This window comes from Gimesia benthica (assembly GCF_009720525.1).
In the GTDB taxonomy this organism is placed as follows: Bacteria; Planctomycetota; Planctomycetia; order Planctomycetales; family Planctomycetaceae; genus Gimesia; species Gimesia benthica.
Map to the genome: position 1 here is coordinate 4246051 of NZ_CP043930.1, position 22375 is coordinate 4268425.

The 22375-nt window shown below is 53.3% G+C and carries 22 protein-coding genes; 16 read left to right on the forward strand and 6 right to left on the reverse strand.

Annotated elements, in window-relative coordinates:
* The first annotated feature begins 7 nt into the window (after positions 1–7).
* The 10 genes from F1728_RS16320 to lptB all read left to right on the forward strand — a co-directional run bounded on the left by F1728_RS16320 (position 8) and on the right by lptB (position 11398).
* Positions 8–337, forward strand: coding sequence for a hypothetical protein (locus F1728_RS16320; protein ID WP_155365014.1), 330 nt, complete (start codon positions 8–10; stop codon positions 335–337).
* Positions 334–1215 (forward strand): SCO family protein, encoded by an 882-nt coding sequence (locus F1728_RS16325; RefSeq protein ID WP_155365015.1) that lies wholly within the window; start codon positions 334–336, stop codon positions 1213–1215. Before F1728_RS16320 ends, F1728_RS16325 begins: the two co-directional genes overlap by 4 nt.
* A 75-nt stretch (positions 1216–1290) precedes the next feature.
* Positions 1291–2259: a cytochrome c oxidase subunit II gene (gene coxB, locus F1728_RS16330; protein WP_228030206.1), complete on the forward strand. Its 969-nt coding sequence runs from the start codon at positions 1291–1293 to the stop codon at positions 2257–2259.
* Between the two features lie 111 nt (positions 2260–2370).
* On the forward strand, positions 2371–4089 hold the full coding sequence (locus F1728_RS16335; protein ID WP_155365017.1) for a cytochrome c oxidase subunit I: 1719 nt from the start codon (positions 2371–2373) through the stop codon (positions 4087–4089).
* Positions 4089–5192, forward strand: a complete 1104-nt coding sequence (locus F1728_RS31675; protein WP_228030207.1) for a cytochrome c oxidase subunit 3 — start codon at positions 4089–4091, stop codon at positions 5190–5192. Before F1728_RS16335 ends, F1728_RS31675 begins: the two co-directional genes overlap by 1 nt.
* 82 nt (positions 5193–5274) lie before the next feature.
* Positions 5275–5811, forward strand: a complete 537-nt coding sequence (locus F1728_RS16350; protein ID WP_155365018.1) for a cytochrome C oxidase subunit IV family protein — start codon at positions 5275–5277, stop codon at positions 5809–5811.
* Between the two features lie 148 nt (positions 5812–5959).
* Complete coding sequence (locus F1728_RS16355) at positions 5960–6562, forward strand: cytochrome c oxidase subunit 3 (protein ID WP_155365019.1); 603 nt, start codon at positions 5960–5962, stop codon at positions 6560–6562.
* A 228-nt stretch (positions 6563–6790) separates the two neighbouring features.
* Complete coding sequence (lepB, locus tag F1728_RS16360) at positions 6791–8497, forward strand: signal peptidase I (protein ID WP_155365020.1); 1707 nt, start codon at positions 6791–6793, stop codon at positions 8495–8497.
* Positions 8498–8639: 142 nt separating this feature from the next.
* Entirely contained in the window at positions 8640–10508 is a 1869-nt protein-coding gene (gene lepB, locus F1728_RS16365) for a signal peptidase I (protein WP_155365021.1), read from the forward strand.
* A gap of 107 nt (positions 10509–10615) precedes the next feature.
* Positions 10616–11398 carry an LPS export ABC transporter ATP-binding protein gene (gene lptB, locus F1728_RS16370; RefSeq protein ID WP_145192600.1) on the forward strand — a complete coding sequence of 261 codons (783 nt, stop codon included), beginning with the start codon at positions 10616–10618 and terminating at the stop codon, positions 11396–11398.
* Between the two features lie 18 nt (positions 11399–11416).
* Here the strand turns inward: lptB and F1728_RS16375 are convergent, their stop codons facing one another.
* From F1728_RS16375 to F1728_RS16395, 5 genes are all read right to left on the reverse strand, one after another.
* Positions 11417–12520 carry a beta-ketoacyl-[acyl-carrier-protein] synthase family protein gene (locus F1728_RS16375; protein ID WP_155365022.1) on the reverse strand — a complete coding sequence of 368 codons (1104 nt, stop codon included), beginning with the start codon at positions 12518–12520 and terminating at the stop codon, positions 11417–11419.
* A 180-nt stretch (positions 12521–12700) separates the two neighbouring features.
* Positions 12701–12907, reverse strand: a complete 207-nt coding sequence (locus tag F1728_RS16380) for a hypothetical protein (protein ID WP_145115004.1) — start codon at positions 12905–12907, stop codon at positions 12701–12703.
* A gap of 56 nt (positions 12908–12963) precedes the next feature.
* Positions 12964–13854, reverse strand: coding sequence for a DUF6677 family protein (locus F1728_RS16385; protein WP_155365023.1), 891 nt, complete (start codon positions 13852–13854; stop codon positions 12964–12966).
* A 253-nt stretch (positions 13855–14107) separates the two neighbouring features.
* Positions 14108–14890, reverse strand: coding sequence for an SDR family NAD(P)-dependent oxidoreductase (locus F1728_RS16390; RefSeq protein WP_155365024.1), 783 nt, complete (start codon positions 14888–14890; stop codon positions 14108–14110).
* A 335-nt stretch (positions 14891–15225) separates the two neighbouring features.
* Positions 15226–15564, reverse strand: a complete 339-nt coding sequence (locus F1728_RS16395) for a HesB/IscA family protein (RefSeq protein ID WP_155365025.1) — start codon at positions 15562–15564, stop codon at positions 15226–15228.
* A 426-nt stretch (positions 15565–15990) separates the two neighbouring features.
* On the opposite strand from F1728_RS16395, the gene F1728_RS16400 reads away from it, so the two are divergent.
* The 6 genes from F1728_RS16400 (at position 15991) to F1728_RS16425 (ending at position 20532) form a co-directional block, all read left to right on the forward strand.
* The gene (locus F1728_RS16400; RefSeq protein ID WP_155365026.1) at positions 15991–17010 is read left to right on the forward strand and encodes a 3'-5' exoribonuclease YhaM family protein; all 1020 of its coding nucleotides are present in this window, start codon (positions 15991–15993) and stop codon (positions 17008–17010) included.
* Positions 17011–17081: 71 nt separating this feature from the next.
* Entirely contained in the window at positions 17082–17921 is an 840-nt protein-coding gene (gene dapF / locus F1728_RS16405; protein ID WP_155365027.1) for a diaminopimelate epimerase, read from the forward strand.
* A 143-nt stretch (positions 17922–18064) separates the two neighbouring features.
* Positions 18065–18508 (forward strand): DUF2752 domain-containing protein, encoded by a 444-nt coding sequence (locus F1728_RS16410; protein ID WP_194242402.1) that lies wholly within the window; start codon positions 18065–18067, stop codon positions 18506–18508.
* Positions 18509–18599: 91 nt separating this feature from the next.
* The gene (locus F1728_RS16415) at positions 18600–19298 is read left to right on the forward strand and encodes a hypothetical protein (protein ID WP_155365029.1); all 699 of its coding nucleotides are present in this window, start codon (positions 18600–18602) and stop codon (positions 19296–19298) included.
* Between the two features lie 68 nt (positions 19299–19366).
* Positions 19367–20062 (forward strand): hypothetical protein, encoded by a 696-nt coding sequence (locus F1728_RS16420; protein WP_145045058.1) that lies wholly within the window; start codon positions 19367–19369, stop codon positions 20060–20062.
* A gap of 119 nt (positions 20063–20181) precedes the next feature.
* Entirely contained in the window at positions 20182–20532 is a 351-nt protein-coding gene (locus F1728_RS16425) for an amidohydrolase (RefSeq protein WP_155365030.1), read from the forward strand.
* 15 nt (positions 20533–20547) lie between these two features.
* Here the strand turns inward: F1728_RS16425 and lepA are convergent, their stop codons facing one another.
* On the reverse strand, positions 20548–22356 hold the full coding sequence (gene lepA / locus F1728_RS16430; RefSeq protein ID WP_145192571.1) for a translation elongation factor 4: 1809 nt from the start codon (positions 22354–22356) through the stop codon (positions 20548–20550).
* Between the last annotated feature and the right edge of the window lie 19 nt (positions 22357–22375).

Below are 22375 nucleotides of genomic sequence, written 5' to 3' on the forward strand. Positions count from 1 at the left end.
TAAAATTATGTCGAGTCATAAAGCAGCCTATGATGACCTCGATACGACGATGATCGCATTTGTCGGCGTCGTTGGAACCATCATTACATTTTTCCTGGTGTTCGCGATTGCCGCTTTGAGCTACTCGTTTGAGAAATCAGAAACGGAAGTCAAAGTGATCGAGGTACCGGAGGTGACTTCGGACAGCGTTCTGGCAAACCAGGCGGCAGCGTTGTCGGAATATCGCTGGATTGATCAGGATAAGAATATTGCAGCCGTGCCCATTGATCGGGCTATGGAGTTCGTGGTTCAGGAGGAACAAGAGAAACAAAAGAAAAACAAAAACAAATCGCCATGAAACCCTTGCACACATCCATCCTGATCCTCTTTCTCTGGGGACTGAATGTCCTGCCAGTACAGGCGGACCGGATGGAAAAAGCTCCTAAAAGTATCGAGAAACTGGACGTCATTGAGCACCTGGATACTCAATTACCCCTGGATCTCAAATTTCAGGATAGTTCCGGGAAACCGGTAACCCTGGGCGACTACTTTAAAAAAGACCGTCCGGTTATTCTCTCGCTGAATTATTCCAACTGTCCCATGTTGTGTTCTCTGCAACTGACGGCACTGGTTCGGGGACTGAAGGAGCTGGAGTGGTCTGCGGATGAGCAATATGATTTTGTTTCGGTGAGTATCGATCCCAAAGAGACTTACCAGAGAGCCAACCTGACCAAACAGAAATACTTTAAAGAATACGATCGTGCGGGAACTGCCGGAGGCTGGCATTTTCTGTGCGGTCGGCAAGAGTCCATCGATAAATTAGCGGATGCGATGGGAGTCCAATATCAGTATGTGGCGGAACGCCAGGAATATGCCCATCCGGCGGTCCTGCTGGTCTGCACTCCCGATGGACGCGTTTCCCGTTACTTATACGGAATTAATTTTCCGAAACAGACCCTGAAACTGGCGCTGGTGGAAGCGTCAGAAGGTAAAATCGGTTCCACCGTTGATCGTTTTTTACTGTTCTGTTTTCACTACGATGCAGACAGTGGTCGGTATGCTCCGACCGCACGGAATATCATGAAAATCGGCGGCTTTGCCACCGTCTTTATTCTGACTGTCGTTCTGATTCCCTACTGGAGGGGACGTAAGGGCAGACAGGCACTGGAGACAGGCGATGCTCTGACTCATGAAATTCCACAGGAGACGAGGCATTTCTCAGCTCCCGAAAATTAGCGATATTGTGATTTAATCAGTTCTGGTTAATACCTGAAATTATTTAACACTCAACAGTTGATTGTGTGAATGCAGATGAAACTATTCATCCCTAACATGTTAGCAAACGCCGATGCCGGGTTCTGGTTCCCGCCGCAAGGTTCAACAGTGGCAGAACACAGCGATTCTGTCTACTTCTTCATTCTGTATGTCTGTACGTTTTTCTTCGTACTGATTGTCAGTCTGATGGTGCTGTTTATGGTCAAATACCGCCATCGACCTGGTGTCGAAGCCGAAAAGACCAGCACACACAATCTGACGCTGGAACTTTCCTGGTCCGTGATCCCGACACTGCTCACCATTGTGATGTTCTGGGTCGGCTTTACTGGCTACATCGATATGCGGACGCCTCCCAGCGATTCTTACGATATCAACGTGATTGCCAAGAAGTGGTCCTGGGCCTTCCAGTATCCTAATGGCTGGATCGAAAGCGAACTGCACATTCCCAAAGGGGAAAACGTCACGCTGACCATGGCTTCCGACGACGTGATTCACAGTCTGTGGGTTCCCGCCTTCCGGACTAAAATGGACGTCGTTCCCGGACGTTACACCCAGGAATGGTTCAAAGCCACGCGTGCCGGAGAGTACCCGCTGATGTGTGCTGAATACTGTGGTCAGAAACACTCTAACATGATTAGCAAGGTCGTGGTACACGAAACCCGCGGCGACTTCGACAAGTGGCTGCAGCAGGCATCTGACATTCATAAAAACAAATCACCTGTCGAAGCGGGTGAATATTTCTACAAAAGTCGTGGTTGTATCCAGTGTCATTCGCTGGACGGCACACCCAAAAACGGACCGACCTTCAAAGGTCTGTTTGGTAGTGAACGTAAGTTTGCAGACGGAAGTACCGGGGTGGCTGATAAGAATTACATCCGTCAGTCCATTCTGGAACCCCAGTCCCAGGTGGTGGCCGGATTCCGACCGATTATGCCGACCTTTAAAGGTCAGCTGACCGATCAGGACATTACGGCGATTATCGCCTTTATCGAAGCTCAGAAGTAAAACGGGCGACTGACGTCGCTGATAAAATAAATCAAAGTGAGAACCTGGTTCTCGATTGTGTTTCCGGATCGCCGATCCGACATTATTTGAAATCATTCAGGAGGCTGGAAGATGGCAACTGTAGTTGACTCCTCCGATCCAAAATCAAATTTCCCGATTCAATACCGTGAATTGAATTACCTGAACTGTTCCAGTGGCTGGAAGAGCTGGTTTTTCACACTCGATCATAAACGCATTGGTATCATGTACCTGATTGGGGTGACCTGCTCATTCTTCCTGGGGGGCCTGTTCGCAGTTCTGCTGCGTACGGAGTTGCTCTCACCTGACCGAGTTTTGATGGGACCCGATTCCTACAACCAGATGTTTACCCTCCACGGGGCGATCATGACCTTCCTGGTGATCATCCCCGGGGTTCCGGCGGCGATCGGGAATATCATCCTGCCGGTGATGCTGGGGGCCAAAGATGTGGCCTTCCCCCGCATGAACCTGGGCAGCTTTTACCTCTGGATGTTCGGGGCCGCCTTCTTCCTGGCAGCGATCGTGCTGGGTGGACTGGATACCGGCTGGACCTTCTACACACCTTACAGTGTCACCACCAGCACCGCGGTGATCACGGCCCTGCTGGGGGTCTTCATTCTGGGTTTCAGTTCGATCTTTACCGGGCTGAACTTCATCGTGACGATTCACACGATGCGTCCTCCCGGAATGACCTGGTTCAAAATGCCCCTGTTCCTCTGGGCTCTGTATGCAACCGCACTGATTCAGATTCTGGCAACTCCCGTTCTGGGGATCACCGGTCTGTTGCTGATCGTCGAACGGGCCTTCCACATCGGGATCTTCGATCCGGCACTCGGGGGTGACCCTGTGTTGTTTCAGCACTTCTTCTGGTTCTATTCGCACCCTGCCGTGTACGTGATGATTCTGCCGGCCATGGGTGTGGTCAGTGAAGTGATCGCCGTCCACAGCCGCAAGCACATCTTCGGATATCGGTTCATCGCTTACAGTAGTATCGCGATCGCCATGTTCGGCTTCCTGGTCTGGGGACACCATATGTTTGTCTCTGGTCAGTCCCGCGTCGTAGCTGTGATCTTCAGTGCGATTACCTTCAGTGTGTCGATTCCCTCGGCGATCAAGGTCTTCAACTGGCTGACTACGATGTATAAAGGTTCGATTCGCTTTACCACCGCGATGTGCTACGGTCTGGCGTTTATCTTTATCTTCTCCATCGGTGGTCTGACCGGGCTCTTCCTGGCAACACTCGCCACCGACGTCCACCTGCACGATACCTACTTCGTGGTGGCTCACTTCCACTACGTGATGATGGGGTCTTCGCTGGTCGGTCTGTTCGCCGCAGTTCACCACTGGTGGCCTAAAATCAGCGGTAAGATGTTCAGCGAGTTCTGGGGACGGATTGCCTGTCTGGGGGTCTTCCTGGGCTTCAACCTGACCTTTTTCCCACAGTTCCTGCTGGGGACCCGGGGTATGCCCCGCCGGTACTATACTTACCTGGAAGAATTCCAGGGTCTGCACATTATGTCCACCTGTGGTGCCTACCTGCTGGGACTGAGTTCGGCCCTGATGGCTGGTGTCCTGATTTACTCGGTATACCGTGGCAAGAAAGCACCTGCGAATCCCTGGGGAGGAGCTTCCCTGGAATGGCAGTGCTCTTCACCACCACCACATAATAACTTCGATCATCCTCCCCTGGCCGGCGATCCCTACATCATGGAATCGGTGGTTTACAACGAGGAAATCGGAGGATACGTTCCCGTTGAATGTCAGGGGGATAACAAGCAATCTGTGACCGCATCAGGAGATAAAGAAGCTTAATGAATACCGCGGCCACCACCACAACAGACGAACATTCAGACGCCCATGATCATGAGCACCATGATCCCCGGCTGGCGCATCACTTCGACTCTCATCAGCAGCAGTTTGATACCGGTAAACTGGGTATCTGGCTGTTCCTGGTCACCGAAGTGCTGTTCTTCAGCGGTCTGTTCGGCTTCTACGCCGTCTATCGTTCACTGCACCCTGAAGTCTTTGTCTATGCCAGCCAGTTCCTTGATACGACCCTCGGGGCAGCTAATACCATCGTACTGCTCTTCAGCAGTCTGACCATGGCCTGGGGCGTTCGTTGTGCCCAGTTGGGACAGACACGCGGATTGCTGACCTGTCTGGTGATTACCCTGGGTTGTGCAGCGATCTTCCTGGGTGTCAAATCCTTTGAATACACCGAGAAAGCACACCATGGTCTGCTCTGGGCCGGTGCTTATGTCAGCCCGGAACACCACGGTGAAGAGCATGTCGATCCGGAAAAGGCTCCCGGAGCCGCAGCGGCAGCTGCCCTCGAAGCCGAAGCCATCGAAGCTGAAAAAGAGGAAGCACACGCTGAAGAAAGTCACAACGAAGGTGACACGCTCTTCGAAAAAACCAAGGCCACACTGTCTTACATGACCCTCGTTCTCTGGGTGGTTATCGTACTCTCTGGTGTTGCCTTCGGAGCACTCATTAAAAATCCGAATAAGAAAAACCTGGCGACCATCGCCGGTTGTTTCCTGGTCTCTGCAGTCGGAATGCAGATCGGTGCTTATGCCAGTATCGGCTATCATGCCTTCGGTCATCATGAAGAGCCCACCAAACAGGAAATCCAGATGGCAGAAACTGCTCCCATTGAATATGCCGAGCAGACTGAGAAAGTGCCTGAGCCCAAACTGGCCGGTACCTTCTTCAGTGTTTACTTCTGCATGACTGGCCTGCACGCTATCCATATTATCGGTGGTATGATTGCCATCAGCTGGTTGATTGTGCGGACGGTCAACGGTGCCTTCACAACTTACTATTTTGGTGCAGTCGATTTCGTCGGTCTGTACTGGCACCTGGTTGACCTCATCTGGATCTACCTGTTCCCGCTGTTGTACCTGATCAACTAGCGTCATTGATATTCCAAGTAATTCCTCAAGGAGTGGTTCGCCACTTCGAAGTGAAACAGATAAAGAGACGAAAGAATTCATCATGTCAGATCATGTTGAAAGTGATGCTCACGCAGAAGATGCTCAGAGCTGCCACGTACACATCGTTCCGGTGAAAGTGCTGGTCGGTGTGTTCCTGGCCCTGGTGTTTCTGACCATCGTGACCGTGGAAGCCGCCAAGTACGATACCGGCAGCCTGGATGTGATTGTCTCCATGGCGATCGCCACCGCGAAAGCCTCCCTGGTGGTTTTTATCTTCATGCACCTCTGGTACGACAAACCATTGAACCGCATCACCTTCTTCTTCTCGATCTGTTTTGCGGCCTTCTTCCTCTGTATGATCCTCCTCGATTCGCATGCTTACGATAATTACGTCAGGGGATTCCAGGAAGATAACGCACCTGTGGAAGCACAGGCACCCGCTGCACCCGCGCCCGCTGCCCCGGCTGGTGAGCAGGCCGCACCAGCGGCAGCCCCTGAAGCAGCCGAAAAAAAGGCCGCTCCCGAGGCGAAGGCTGAGAAAGCTCCTGAAGCAGAGTCGAAGCCGGCTCCTGAAAAACCAGCCGCTGATAAGAAGTAATCTTGAATTTGCCCGGGCTGTGACAGAAAATAGAACTGAGCCACAGGAGGCTCAGTTCTGATATTCCACGTTTCGTTTTTCGCTTTCAGTGCGATGGCAGGTCAGCATGCCTACTTACCGGAGCCGCTCAATTCGTGATCGTTGCGCGATGTTGTTCACATCCCGCGACCGACTCAGTCAGCGGGATTTCGGGCTGGCCATCTTCCTCTTCAGCATCGCGGTTCTGTTCGTCGGAGGACTGCTGGCCTACGTGGTTGTTAGAACCAGCATGGCTCAGACATCCCAGCCCATCAACCTGGTAATCCCTCCAATTCTCTGGTTGAGCACAGCGCTGCTGATCCTGGGCAGTATCACCATTCACCGCTCACTGTATTACGTCCGGCTGGAAAAGCAGCAGCAGTTCCGCAATTGCCTGAACCTCACCTTCCTGCTCGGCGGTGCTTTCTTTGTGATCCAGACCTTGGGACTGATGAACGTCTTAAGCCAGCACGGCGAACTGCTGCTCTCACTTGACCCGGCTCAGGATTCGTATCGCTACCTCAGCAGCTACGGCATGCTGTTCGCCTTTGTGCTGCTGCATGCGGTGCATTTCATCGTGGCCTTTTGTGTACTCGGTTATGTAATTTACAAAGCCTATCTCTACGAGTACGACCATGAGTATCACTGGGGCGTCCACGCCTGCTCGGTTGTCTGGCATTTCCTGGGAGTGATCTGGATCTGCATGCTGCTGCTGTTCTGCTTTGTGGGCTAAGTGGTTTCAATTCCATGTTTTAAAGTCAGATCAGAGCTGCAATGCTCGTCTCATTGGCTGCTGGTGATCATCACCGTTGTTTCTACGAAAGAAATGCAGCGATCTGTGCAGGGAGACAGTGAACCGCTATTTCCAGAGCCCTGCAGGATCTATTAAAATGAGACCCCTGATTACCGCTGGCTGAATCCCGGGTTCAGCTGAATTCACTGTCTTCTGTTGTAAGTTGCGATGCACCAATCATCCCTTCAAACCGATTCCCGCACAGAAGAAGTTCCCGAGCGAACCAGTCTGATGCGGATGGTGGTGGAGTCTGTGGTCGCACTCGCAATCGCGGTGATTCTCTTTCGGACCTTCGAGGCGGAAGGTTATATGATCTCAACGGGCTCGATGGCCCCGTCACTGTTGGGTTATCACAAACAGGTGACCTGTCCCCGCTGTGATTATTCGTTTACTTATGGAGTCGCTTACGACGAATCGGTTTCCGCGAACCGTTTCCAGGGAGCCTCTGGAGAGGCTGATGTCAACGCGGGTGTGGGCGAATACGCAACCTGTCCCAACTGCAATACGAATTCCATCGATCTGACCCATGTGCCCCGCAACGAAGGGGATCAACTGCTGGTCTTCAAACACGCCTACTATCTCAAACCACCCCGCCGCTGGGAGGTCGTCGTGTTTCAGAATCCGATCAAACCCACCCAGGCTTATGTCAAACGGGTTGTGGGGCTGCCCGGAGAAAAGGTGCAGGTCAAGCAGGGGGATCTCTATATCAACGGTGAGATACAGCGGAAAGAGTTGAAAACGCAACGCGCGGTGCGGCAGCTTGTATATGACAATCGCTATCAACCCCAGGATGACGACTTTTTCCAGCCCCGTTTCATTCCCGTGGAACAGGAAGACGAGGCAGGCGGGCAGAGCAACCAATGGTCGCCTCGCGAACGCGGCTTTGTACATACCGCCGATCAGGACAATCCCCTCGCGGAATCACACTGGTCGTGGGTGAAATATCAGCACTGGATCCGACAGGGGGGGCACCACGAAACAAGCGTCCCACTGGAAGCCTGGCCCGCAGAAGTGGATCCGCCGGAACCGGTAATCGGGGCGGTGCACTACGATGAACAGAAACAGCAGCTCACCTGTCATGGGGCACTCTCCCCCGATGACTGCCAGCGGTGGTTAAATCAGTCTGAGGATGAAGAGTTCCGCTACGCGCTGGCACTGTTGTATGAGAAATCGCATGTGGCTCCGGTCGTCGATGATTACGCTTACAATTCGGGCGTGGAGAATCAGAAAGCGATTCCAGTGCATGACTTTATGTTTGAGTGCCAGCTGCAGGTCTCCGGGAGGGAAGGGGCCTTCGCAATCGAAATGCAGAACGGACAGCATCAGTTTCGTACGCTGATCGACTTCGCCCAGCAGCAGGTGTCACTCTGGGTCGACGACCAGCAGCAGCCACTCCGCAGCGAACCCCTGCATGACGCGTTCCGTTCCGGCCCCGTGCGGCTCGAGATGTCTGTCATGGATCGCCAGGTTCTGTGTGCCGTCGATGGAAAGCTGCTCTATCAGCCGCTGCTCTTCTCCGAGAGTACCACTCCGCGGAAGGAGATCCGCGAACCGGTTCGCTTTGGCTGTCAGGGGGCACGAGTCCAGGTGGCGGATCTGAAGTTATTTCGCGATATTCACTACACCCGCGGCAAGGGATTACACGGCGTAGAGGAGCCCTACGAGCTCGACGAACGCAGCTATTTCGTACTGGGAGATAACAGCCCGGTATCGCTGGACAGCCGCAGCTGGGCGGACGGCAAAGTGGATCGCAAGTACCTGCTGGGTAAGCCTTTTCTGGTACATCTCCCCTCCCGGCAGGGGGAAGTCAAATTCGGGAATCATATCGGACACATCCGCATTCCAGATTTCTCCCGGATTCGCTATATTCACTGATCAGGGGTTGCTTTTCTTTATGATCATTTTTCGTCTCATTTGAAGAAAAACGCCCATAAACCAGCGCGAACGGCGAATAATGGGAACGGGCGAACAAAGCTGGTTCCGCTTTCGCATGCGATAAATTGACAGGTTGGCATTGATGACCAAAAAAATCGAGAAATCAAAGCTGAAAACGTTTCTGGCAGAACGGGCTGAGAAAAAACAGGCTGAGTCCGAAACGCCTCGTTCCCGCCATAATGAAGTCCGCGATACGATCGAATCGATCATCATTGCTCTGGTGTTCGCTTTTGTGTTCCGGGCTTATTCGGCAGAGGCGTTCGTCATTCCCACCGGTTCCATGGCTCCCACACTCTACGGTCGGCACAAAGAACTGACCTGTCCTTCATGTGGCGTCAAATATGCCGTTGGTGCCAGCGATGAACTGATTGAAAAGACAGAGTATTACCGCCCCGATTTAAAAGTGACCGGCGCGCTCTGTCCCAACTGCCGCTACTATGCTGACCTGCGGGAAGCGATGCCGTTTACCGGGGATCGGATTATCGTCAATAAATTCCCCTTTGAGTTCGGCGATCCTGATCGCTGGGATGTGATTGTCTTCAAGTATCCGGAGGCGTCGCAAACCAATTACATCAAACGCCTGGTCGGACTGCCTGGCGAGGAAATCCAGATTTCCCGCGGCGATGTCTACGCTCGTAAAAGCGATCAGGAACCGTTTCAGATTCTCCGCAAAGACAACCTGGAAAAACAGCTGACGGTTCAGCAACTGGTCTATGATGATGATTATCCACCCCGCGAAATTCTGCAGTATGGCTGGCCCGAACGCTGGTCTCCCATGCAGCAGGTAGCCGCCGGCGAGACGAAGTTCCAGGGGCTGAGCAAGTCCAACTGGGTGATCGATCAGGAATCACGGGCCTATCAGTATCAGGGTGAATCCCTCAAGCAGGCTGACGCCAAACTGGAATGGCTGCGCTACCAGCATGTGGTGCCGCAGACATCAGAGTGGGCTCTGCTCCAGGAAAACCCGGAACTGTTTCAGCAGTCGATCTTGTCCTCTCCTCCCCGACCCCGGCTGATCAGTGATTTTACAGCCTACAACAGCTACACCGGGGGGACCACCGAGGGATATTACATCTACGACGCTGCCTTCTGGGTCGGTGATCTCACACTCAGTTTCGATGTAGAGATCGAGAACGCCGAAGGAGAACTGTTTGTGGAACTGATGCGCGGCGATCGACATTACCGCGTCAAGTTTGACGTAAAGACCGGCAAAGCGACCCTCTACTACGTGGAAGATTATCCCAACCCCGAACCGGTAGAGACCGAATTAACGACCGTCGAAACCTCATTGCAGGGAGCGGGCGCCCATCAAATCATGTTTGCGAACGTCGATCAGCGGCTCTGTCTCTGGATCGACGGGGATCTGGTAGAACTGCAGGGCAAAACCGAATACAAGCCGACAGCGACGCACGATCCGCGGGAAGGCGACCTGGCACCAGCGGGAATCGCGGGCCGGGGGCTCAATTTCAACGTCTCTCATCTGCTGCTGCAACGGGACATCTACTACCGTGCGGACGAGTATTATCAGAAGCTGGAAATTCCCGGCGAGCATAAACATCTCTGGGAACTGCTCTACGATCCGGCTGCCTGGAGTCGTGAGTATGAAGATCATCACCAGAAAGTCACGTTTGCACAGATGTCTGATGAAGAGTTCTTCGTGCTCGGCGATAACTCGGCCCGCAGTGCCGACAGTCGCCTGTGGGGCAATGATCGGGGGGCAGAACGTCGTCACGCCGTCCCGCGTACAGCCCTGGTCGGGAAAGCCTTCATGATTTACTGGCCGCATGGAATTCCGTTTATGAATGATGGTCGCGGCTATTCACCCGATGTGGGACCACTCAAGAGGTTTTTCTATCATCAGACGGCTCCCGGATCTTATCCCAAGGACCCCTATGCCAAGCTGTCATTCCCATTTTACCCCAATTTTTCCCGCATGAAACGCATTCGCTGAAGCCGGGGAATTCCGCTGAAAATCACTATTCAGCCAGATCCCCGAATGTAGTAAAATCCGCGTTCGTTAGTTTTCGAGTTGCAGTTTCGTCAAGGAGGACGGCTACGATGCCATTGCTGGAATGCGTCGGTCTGGTCAAGGATTATCCGGGTAAACGGGCCGTCGACGGCGTCGATTTTTTCGTGGAACGGGGTGAAATCGTCGGTTTGCTGGGACCCAACGGGGCTGGTAAGACGACCACCTTCCGCATGGCCTGCGGAATGGTTGCTCCCACGAAAGGCCGTGTCTACCTGGAAGATACCGATGTCACTACCTGGCCCATGTACAAACGGGCGCGAAAAGGCATGGGGTACCTGCCTCAGGATGAGAGTGTGTTTGTCAAACTCTCGATTGAAGACAACATCTACGCTATCCTGGAGTTCCTCGACCTGAATCGCCGTCAGCGACGTGAGACCGTCGATCGACTGCTGGACCAGTTCGGACTGACCGCCAAGCGGAAGCAGATTGCTTCGACCCTCTCCGGTGGGGAACGTCGGCGTCTGGAAATTGCCCGCTGCCTGGCCAGCTCTCCGGAATTGATTCTGCTGGACGAACCATTCACCGGGATTGACCCGGTTACGATTCATGATATTCAGGATATCATTGCCGACCTGCGTGACAGTGGGATCTCGATTCTGTTGACGGACCACCGTGAACGTGAGACGCTGACCATTACGGACCGCAGCTATATCATCAGTGCGGGACAGGTACTCGTCAGTGGGGACGCGGAAACCGTGCTCAGCGACGAATCAGCCCAGGCGCTGTACTTCGGTAAGCGGTTCGACAAGGGCTCGATCATCGAAGGTCGCGAAGCCTTTGGAACTCGCGGATTTGAACGAGACGCTGCCTGAGAGCCTCTCAGAGAGGCTTCAGGCTTCTTCGTGATAGCGACCCGGCTGCCAGCGGATGGCGGCACGACCGATGCACATGGCGTCTGTCAGGCGATCCATACAGATTCCGGCGGCGGGTAACAGAATCAGGTCGCCGGGAGCGGCCGGTTCATATCCGTTCTGGCTGACAACCTGCTCCAGACGGGCCAGGATCGTGGGGATTGTCGACGAGATGGAATTGCCGTAGTTGGGCAGATTATTCAGGAAGTCGGCTTCGATCGGTACCTGCTTGGCGGCTGCAATCATCGCTTTGAGCAGCTTGCCACTGGGCTGATGCGGGGCAATCAGGATCCGGCCGGGTTCGTCGGCAACTTCGTGATATGATTTCAGGCAGGCATTCAACATGAAATCAACGCCATTCAGGAATACCGATTCCCCGTCCATGTGCATCACAAGCTTGTGCTCGGGCTGACCACGGAAATCGAACATGTCGCCTTGTTCGGTCCAGAACAGAGGGACCTCGGGTTTACGGCGTTCTTCAGGAATGATTTCGACAGCGGTCTCTACGTGCAGCAGTTCGTGTCCCGGTCCACGCCAGAGGGTGGTGCCGGTGGCGCCGGCGGAAACAATGCCGCAGAATGCTTTGTCAGACGAATCGTGCCAGTGCTCGGGAGTTTCGACCGTGAGCAGCGGAATATGTACCCGTTCGGGGAGTTCCTGCAGCAGTTGTGCGGCCCGGTTCAGGAGTTGCACAAAGCCCACGCAGCCATAATTGAAGGGGATGAAGCGTTCTGTGGGAACACCCAGCTTTTCGGAAAGCTGATCGCAGAGCTGACGGGCTGACTGGTTATTGGTGTGTGAATGACAGAGCAGAATGGCCGGACAGTCGTTCCAGTCAAAGCCGACGCGGAACTGGAGTTTCTCCGCAATCGCGACCGCAATGTCCAGTGGACAGAGATCGGGCTGCAGCAGGCGGCGTGTCTCGATGCCCGTAGAACGGCTAATGGCTTTCACGCTGGAAAACCCGGCCGTTACGCCCTGGTGAGAAAGGGTGTAGACACTTTCATTATCCAGTAATTCAAACAGATCCGCGTGGTCTGCCAGATCTACAATATCTGTAAGTGCTAGTCCATTAATCTGCATAAAGTAATCCCAACCTAACTATTGCAGAAAGGGAATCCATAACCCCGCAATCGTCTGAGTATGCTCAACAATAGTTGAAAGTGCAATTGTATCTGTAGAATTGAAGATGTTTTTTTAAGAAGTCGAAATCGCTTTTTGGCGGGTCAACCTGACTTGATATGTCACTCAGTGCCAGAGTGTTCACAGATTCCAGGAAAGCACTGCCAGCAACGTCATCAAGGCCCCCATGATGATGATTGCTGTAAAGAAAAAACGTATCGAACGTTTAATGATAATTTCAGGAATCTCGTAACGGGTCGCATTATAAACCAGACTGATCACCGCCAACAGGGGAATCAGGTAAACTATCGCATTAACCTGGTTCGCGAACAGAAGTGAAACAGACATGTCGATGTGCCTTTTCTGGTTTATGTCAAAATGGGCAAAATGATGTAAATGAGAGTTTATGTTGTTGCGGGTGAAGGCTCTTTGTCAGAGGATGGCTTTTCTTCCTCCTCGTCTCCCCGGCCGTAAGCGGGGCCTTCAAACGCATCCCAGATCGCCAGCAGGTTCAGGAGACCCGCGATCCAGGTAAACACGACGGCAAACTCATACCGTTTTCCCAGCTCTTTATTGATGTCATCCAGCTCACTTTCACTGAGGGGCATCTCGAACCAGTTCAGGAAAGGTCGTGGAATGCTCCCTTCAATATGTCCGGTGTCGGTCCGCTGTCCCCCCTCTTTGCGGATGACCGCACATTCAAGGGCTCTGCGCTGATTCCCACCCAGAGGCAGCCCGATTCCGATCGGATCCGCCAGTTCCAGGGGTTCAATTGGTTTTCCATCCAGGGTGCCCTCAAAGGCACCTCTGACCTCAGGTCCGAACTCACCATCGATGGATTTCAGCCGGATGGTACCCTCCAGCGCACCGCTGATGGTTTTTCCGTCATTGCCTCGATCCAGCAGCGTTCCCTTGAAAGAAGCTTCCAGCGGCAGATCCATCTGGTAAGGCTGCGACTGAAAATAGCCTGCATCCAGATCGTTGCGGGCCAGGTTGCCTGGCGCCGCCTGTTTATGGAACCGGGAGTTCTGTACCAGTGCGGGCAGTGCCGGCAGACCGACGCCAACCTGGGCAAAGTAACCCAGATTCCGCTTCCCCTGCCAGGACTGATAATAGACCGTTTTCCAGTCGCCCAGTGCCATTCCGCAGAAGAACGTGCTCAGAATACAGAAGCAGTAAATCGCTCCTTTGAAGGTGCGGCCCTGGTAAAAGTGACCTGCTCCTGGAATCAGGAACCCGAGCACTGCAGCGACAGCCGGATTTTTTAATTCAATTTGATTTTGACTGTCAGCCATTCTGGGGTCCTCAGGCAGTTCCCTGGTCAAATCTGGGTTCGGGCAATTCGTTTCCGGATAGAGAATCTTAGTCTTATCTGGAGGAAATCAGAAGAGCGCTCTGAATGCATCCTCGTCTTGATTCTGTCTCAGGCGGGACTTTGTAGTGTATCTGATCCGGATAAACAGGACCAGAGCAACCTCAAGTCATTATTTTTAAATGAGTTGAGGCATCTGGTCCTGGCTGGGTTCTGGCCCGGAATCCCTGCCGGATTTACTGTGCTCCCTCGGCCCGATTGGACCACCATGGCAGGCTGATTCCACCATCAATCGTGGTGGTACCGCCGGTCATGTAATCGGCATCGGGACTGGAGAGGAAGGTCACCAGTTTGCCGACTTCATTCGGGGTTCCCAGTCGCTTCCAGGGGATGTTTTCCGCACCTGCCTGCAACTGCTCATCAGTAAAGAACTTCCGCTCACCGGGAGTATCAATCCAGCCGGGATGAACGGTATTCACACGGATGCGATGCTGCGCGAATTCGATGGCAGCGGTACGTGCCATGTGGTCGATGGCGGCTTTCGCCATGTTGTAAGCGGCTGAGGTCGGAATCGCGATGACCGCATGCGGAGAACTGATGACGACAATGGAGCCACCTGAGCCCTGTTTGGTCATCTGGGCGGCAGCCGCCCGTACGCCGAAGAAGGCACCCCACATGGTCACATCGATGGTTCGTTTGAAACCTTCCATATCGGCTTCCAGGATCAGTTCCCGATCGCTGTAGGCAGAGTTGGAAACGAACAGATCGAGGCTGCCAAACTCTTCAACAGTCTTCGCCACAGCGGCTTCGACCGAGGCCTGATCAGAGACATCAGCCTGGACAGTGATGGCTTTCACGCCGTAAGAGCGGGCTTCTTCAGCTGCTTCTTCGGCTTCTTCGGGATGGGAGCGATAATTGATCGCCACATTGGCGCCTGCTTTGGCCATTTCAATCGCACATCCTCGACCGATGCCCCGAGAGGAGCCCGTCACGAGCGCATTTCGCCCTTCCAGTTTCATTGTGATCTTTTCCTTCGTGTTGATTGTCTCTAACAGGATAATGATGCCGGTAATCTGTATCAGCAGCACCGACAGTCTGAGTTATAGCGACCGGGGACTCCGGTGGGAAGCCGCAGACCGGCTCTGAGAATGCCCCCGTAAATGGTGATTTTCGGGAGCCTTTCACCGGTATTCGCTTAACCGGTGAATGCGAGCCGCAGGTTGCTGTACTATCAATGTAAACGAGCGGCGTCCCAAAACAAAGAAAACCGAGGAGCAATCTCTGCTCCTCGGCTAAATCTTTATCTGGATTACTCTGGATTGAGGGGGGGGGTAAGCCCCGACTAGAGACTCAATCAGGCAGAGAAGCTGCTGCCGCATCCGCAGGATTTGACAGCATTGGGGTTATCGAAAGTGAAACCGCGTTTGTCGAGGCCCTCGTAGTAGTCTACGGTGGTACCGTCGAGGAACAGGCTGCTCTTCTTGTCGACAACGACTTTCACGCCATGTTGTTCGGAAATGGTATCGTTTTCTTCGTTGTATTCAGTTGGTTCAACGAATTTAAAGTCGTACGAGAAACCACTGCAACCACCGGAAACGATCCCGATACGTAAGAGAGAATCTTCACTGTAATTGGAATTCTCTTTGAAACGCTTCAGTTCGTTGGAAGCATTTTCAGTAATTGTGACAGCCATGGAAAATAATCTCCAATTGAAAAAAGTCTGGTTGCTTGACCCGCGCATTGAGTTAATCGGCAAAAACAGGTCAAAAATCTGAAATTCACCACGGGTAGGAGCGAGCCTGTTTGCCGTTATTGAGCTCCTGTTATTATAGCAGGGTTTCAATCTTTTCCGATATGCATTTTGCTCAGATCTGATCAAACAGGCGAGATTCGTCTCAGATATATTTATCGCAAAGCGGGACTCCTTTCAAGTGCTGAAATTAAAGGGTTTTGAGCGTCCAGGCCAGACGCTGGTAGCGAGACTCTTATTCGTATATGTAGAGCAATAAGTCTGGTATTGCGTGGGGAACACTGAACATCCTCTTTTGCACTTACGACACTTCAGCGCTAAAATGTGAAGAGAAATTATCTTCTGAAACACATACTGAGGGCAGACGATATGAACACCGCGCGAGAAGTCATGCTGCTGAGTGAAATGGAACCCGGACAGATGGCGGACAGTTTTGTCCTGCTCGTCTCCCGACAGCGTTCCAACACGCGGGACGGGAAACCTTATTTTCGGGTCCAGTTCCGCGATAATGCGACAGTGGCCACCGCGATGATCTGGAGCGACACTCCCTGGTTTGAAGATTGTGAAAACAACTGGAGCGAGGGGGAGTTCTACAAAGTTCGAGCTCGCTACGAAGAAAGTAAGTACGGTCCGCAACTGGACATTGACCGCATTCGTCCCGTGAATGATGAAGACGCCGAGGATGGATTCGACCCCGGCCTGTATTTCAAACGCTCCCGTTTTTCCAGCGACGAGATGTTTGTAGAACTGACGGACATTGCCCGCGAACAGATTACCGAGGAACCCTTGCGCGATCTGGTGCTGGACATCCTGGATGAATATGCAGACCAGATCAAAGTGATCGCTGCGGCCAGCAGAAATCATCATGCGTTCACCGGCGGTTTTCTGGAACATGTGCTGTCAGTCACTCGGACCGCCTGTTATCTGGCCGACAAATACAGCGACTATTACCGGGAGATGCAACCGCCGCTAAACAAATCTCTGGTGGTATCAGGGGCCATCCTGCACGACATCGGCAAGCTGAACGAACTCGATTACAAACCGCACGCCTCCAGCTACACACCAGCGGGACGATTGATCGGCCATATCCTGCTGGGCCGCGATCTCGTACGGGAGCACGCCCGAAAATTTGAGGAACTCAGTCCCGAGACTCTGCTGCGACTGGAACATATGATTGTCTCGCATCAGAATCTGCCTGAATGGGGCTCGCCTGTCGCCCCGCATACCCCGGAAGCACTGCTGGTGCACTATGCAGATGATGTAGACGCCAAGTTCCACATGATGGCCACCACGCTGGAAAATATCCTGCCCGGAAACGAAGATGCGTTTTCCGGACGCGATAATGCCTTACGGCGGAGTATCTTTCTGGGGCTGAAAACGCCAGAATAATAAAGAATTCATTCCAGGGCTGAGGGGAGTTACCCGGAGCCTGTTTAAGATCAGAGAAAAGAAAAGCGACGATGAAATTTACCAAGATGCACGGAGCCGGCAACGACTACGTCTATGTCAACTGTTTTGAAGAGTCCCTCCCTGAAGACATTGCCAGCCTGGCGATGGCGGTCAGTGACCGGCACAAAGGCATCGGATCGGACGGACTGATTCTGATCTGTCCGTCGGAAAAAGCGGATGCCCGCATGCGGATGTTTAATGCAGATGGCAGCGAGTCGGAAATGTGCGGGAACGGCGTGCGTTGTGTCGCGAAATACGTCTACGATCATGGGATCGCGAAACAGCAGACCTTGAAGATCGAAACCGGGGCCGGTGTACTGCATCTGGACCTGGAACTGGCGGGAAGCCGCGTCAGCCAGGTGCGGGTCAACATGGGGCATCCTATTCTCAAAAGCGCCGAGATTCCGACGCAGCTCCCCGGCGATCCCCCGGTTGACGCCGATCTGGATCTGGGTGATCAGAGCCTGAAAGTGACCTGTGTATCCATGGGAAACCCGCACTGTATTACCTTCGTTGACGAGCTCAACGATCACTGGGTGCATGGGATCGGACCGAAAGTAGAAGTACATCCGATGTTCCCCAATCGGGTCAACGCGGAATTCATCGAAGTCGTCTCGCCCTCCGAACTGAAGATGCGCGTCTGGGAGCGTGGTTCCGGCGAAACCCAGGCTTGCGGCACCGGAGCCTGTGCTTCTGCGGTGGCGGGCGTCTTGACGGGGCGGTCCGAACGAAATGTGCTTATCCACTTGCCTGGTGGTGATTTACGGCTCGAGTGGGCCGAGGCGGGAGAAGTCTATATGACCGGTCCGGCTGTCGAAGTCTACGAGGGAGTCTGGACGGGGCCTCAATAAATGGTAGCCTGTCAGGAGCAGATAGACATTTTCCGGATCTGGTCTTGCAGTAAAATAATAGAACTGATAAACCTCGGCTTCTCTCATTCTCAATAATGAATTTCAATTCCAAACCCACTGCCAGAACATCAGACAATCGGCTGTTGTCGGCGCTGCGTGAATTACATCCGGGCATGCCCATTGGATGGAAACTGCGGCTGCTGTTGATTTGCTGGAGTCTGTTTCTGATCGGCGGGTTTTGGGTTGCGATTCGAATTCAGCCGGATCCGCGAGGCTTCGGTTCACATCAACAACTCGGTTTTGCACCCTGCGTCATCAGAAATCAATTCTCAATTCCCTGTCCCAGTTGTGGGATGACAACTTCCTTTTCACATTTTGTTCGAGGTCAGTTAAGTCAGTCTGCCCAGGCCAATACGTCCGGGTTGATTCTGGCACTGGTCTGTCTGGCTATGATTCCCTGGTCCTGGATCAGCGTGTATCACAGACGGCTCTGGCTGATCTCCAATCCTGAACTCTGTCTGCTCTGGCTGATCTGTGGTCTGACTGCGATCACCGTGATGGAGTGGGCTTTCAGGATGACATTTTAATACTTGCGCGGCGTCAGCGCGCGTGAGAACCCGCCTTTCAAATCAAATCAATCACAACAAATCTTAGCGGTTCATGCCAAGGATGGCTGAAATGATGCGACTGAAACAACAGATCGAAAGCAGACTCTCCACTCCCCGACGCTATTGCGTCGTGGTGATGCTGGCGCTGGTCTGTCTGGAGGCCAGCGGATGTTCTCTGGGCGTAATGGCCGGAAAATTATTCTTTGGAGATCCCCTGGTCACCTGCGAATTTACCAGGCGGACCAACATCGATCTGTCGGAAGAACATAAAAAGGTCCTGGTGATCTGTTCGACTCCCGAATCAATCCGTTCTGATTATCCGTCCCTGAATTACGATCTGCTGGAACAGATTACTTATGATCTGAAACGAAGGGAGATAGTGGTTCAGGATACCGGCGAAGTCGCGACCTGGCTCGATGACAATGGCGGCGTCTGGAACAATGTGGATGAGTTGGCGGAAAACTTCGAGGTCGATTACATCATTCACGTCGACATCGACGAATTCGATTACCGCGAGCCCAACAGCCCGAACCTGCTACGCGGAAAAGCATACGGTACCGTCTCTGCCTACGAAGTGCAGGATGTCGACGGGTATCGCCGGGCACTGTCTGTCTTCGAGACCAACTACACCTCAGAGTTTCCGAGCCATATGCCGGTCTCGATTGAACAGGAATCTCCCAAAGTCTTCAGAAAGAAATACCTTGATCGCATCGCCGATCAGATTGGTCGCTTCTTCTATAACTACCATTCCAGTGAAGAAATTTACTGATCGTCACTTTCAGCCTGGTACAGGACAGCAGACCAGAACATCAATTCGGAGTTGTGAAGGATCACACGATGAACAGTTTTTCGTTGAAACAACGTATTCATAAACGGTTTTTACAGACAGTCAGCAAGCTGGCACTGGTGCTGATATTGTGTACGACGCTGTCGGGCTGCAACTATTTCATCCTGCTGGGTTACCTGATCGGGGGGCCGCCCTCGATTGAGCCGGACTTCGATGCCCAGACTTCAAAGTCACTGACCGACAAGGATGTAACCGTCGCCATCGTCTGTTATGCACCTTTGGAATTGCAGTACAACTTTGACGGCATTCACAACGACCTGGCGAAGTACACCACCTTCCAGCTGCATCAGCATGGAGTGAAGATGGTCAATCCGGATCGGATTCGTGCCTGGATGGATGAGAACCCGGACTGGGACAAGCCGGAAGAAATCGGCGAAGCCTTCGATGTGACATACGTGATTCATATCGAACTGCATAAATACAGCCTCTACGAAGAAAACAGTTCTGACCTCTACCGTGGTCGCGCCGAAGGGATGGTCACGGTCTATGAAATGGATGAAAACGGCGAAGGCGATAAACTCTACAGCAAAGAGATCACGTCCTTCTATCCGCTCAGGGCTCCGCGGGCGACCTCGGAAGTCACGTTCTCCAAGTTCAAGAAAGAGTACCTCTCGCGACTCAGCGATGAAATCGGCCGCCTGTTCTACGAGTACTACCGCGGCGACGACTTCACCCACGCCATCTGATTCGAGCTGAGCCAACTCTTGCATGTCTGCTTCTGAAGCGTTACTTTCAGAGCGATGAAGTGCGGGGCCATCGAGGTGCCCGCCGGTGAAAGACGTTGAGTTTCAATCAGAGTGACGTCATGTCGATCAGCAAACAGGAACTGGTAGAGCGCAGTCAGGTGATCCTGGCACATGCCTGGATGGTGCGAACGTTTATCAAGCACTGCGATGAAGTAGACGATTACCCGGAGCTCATGGGAATCACGCGGGCTGTCTTTGATGCTTCGCGGGCACTGGAAACCCGCGTGGATGATCCGGACTCCTATCTCAAGATGCTCCGTAAAAAAATCGGTCGGCTCCGCAAAGCCACTGATCAGTTTGCGCTGGATGCGCCGGAAGCATCACTGCACACCAACTTCGAGCAGGCCGTGATCTCGATGAAAGGCTGCACCCAGGCGCTCGAAGCATTACTGGCAGACGTCGAAGAGTAATTCCGCTCGAGTCGGTTACTCTTCTTTGGTCGCATCCAGTACCGCGAGGAATGCCTTCTGGGGAATCTCGACCTGGCCGAACTGCTTGAGGCGTTTCTTGCCCTCTTTCTGTTTTTCCCACAGCTTGCGCTTACGGGTGATGTCACCACCGTAACATTTGGCGGTCACATTTTTGCGGAGGGCTTTGATCGTCTCGCGAGCGATGATCTTTCCACCAATCGCGGCTTGAATCGGGATTTCAAACTGATGCTTGGAGATCTCCTCTTTGAGCCGCTTCGCCAGACCGCGTCCACGACGCTCGGACTGTGAGCGGTGCACGATCGTAGAGAGGGCATCGACGCGTTCCCCTTTGACGAGGATGTCCATCTTGACCAGGTCGGCTGCTCGGTAGCCGATGATATCGTAGTCCATCGTACCGTAACCCTTAGTCGCGCTTTTCAGGCGGTCGTACATGTCGTAGACGATTTCCGCCAGCGGCAGTTCGTAAACCAGCTGTGCCCGGTTAGTTCCCAGGTACTCGGTATTCTTGTAGATCCCGCGCCTGTCGGAACAGAGCTGCATGATGGTGCCGATGTTCTCTGCAGGGAGGATGAAATTCACCAGCGCGATCGGTTCGCGAAATTCTTCGATGCGGCTTGCATCGGGAACGTCCTGCGGGTTATCGAGGTGTAAAACTTCGCCGCTGCGCTCCAGGATTTCGTAAGTTACGTTGGGCGCGGTCTGCAACAGGTCGATATTGAATTCCTGTTCCAGACGCTGCTGAATGATTTCCATGTGCAGCATGCCCAGGAAGCCGCAACGGAAGCCGAAGCCCAGAGCGTCACTGGTTTCTGGTACGAAACTGAAACTTGCGTCGTTGAGGCTCAGCTTCTGCAGCTCTTCACGCAACTTTTCAAAGTCGGTGGCTTCGATGGGATACATCCCGCAGAACACCATCTGTTGTGGAGTCTGGTAGCCGGGCAGGGGGGCAGCCGGCAGCTTTTTGGGGTCGGCGATAGTATCCCCCACGTGAACCTGGCTGAGTTCTTTCGCACCACTGACCAGGTAACCTACCTGTCCGGGCCCCAGCGACTTGACGGCTTTCATGTGCGGAGTGAACTGGCCGATCTCGATAATGTCCAGCTTGGTACCGCCTCTCATCAGGACGACCGTCTGGCCTTTTTCTACCGTTCCCTGGACCACACGGACATAGGTAACGACGCCGCGGTAATGATCGTACTTGCTGTCGAAGACCAGTGCCTGCAGTGGCGCACTGGGATCCCCACTCGGAGGGGGGATGCGTTCGACGATGGCATCGAGCACATCTTCAATGCCGATCCCGCTCTTGGCACTGACTTTGAGTGCTTCTTCGGGGTCGAGGCCAACGACCGATTCAACTTCTTCCAGCACTTCGTCGATACGAGTCACGGGCAGGTCGATTTTATTGACGACCGGAATGATTGACAGGTCGGCGTTGATGCAGGCGTAGGCGTTTGCGACGGTCTGGGCCTGCACACCCTGAAAGGCGTCCACGAGCAGCAGCGCGCCTTCACAGGCAGCCAGGCTGCGGGAGACTTCGTAATGGAAGTCGACGTGACCGGGGGTGTCGATCAGGTTCAGCTCGTATGTTTCACCTTTGTATTTGTGGTGAATAACCACCGTGCGGGCTTTGACCGTAATTCCGCGTTCCTGTTCAATCTGCAGGTCATCCAGAATCTGGTTTTTGAATTCCCGTTCCGTGATGGCGCCGGTTTTCAGGAGCAGCTGGTCAGCCAGCGTACTTTTCCCGTGGTCAATATGTGCTACGATCGAAAAGTTTCGAATCAGACGGGGCTCAGTTGCCATAAAGGTTTCTCGGTTTCCT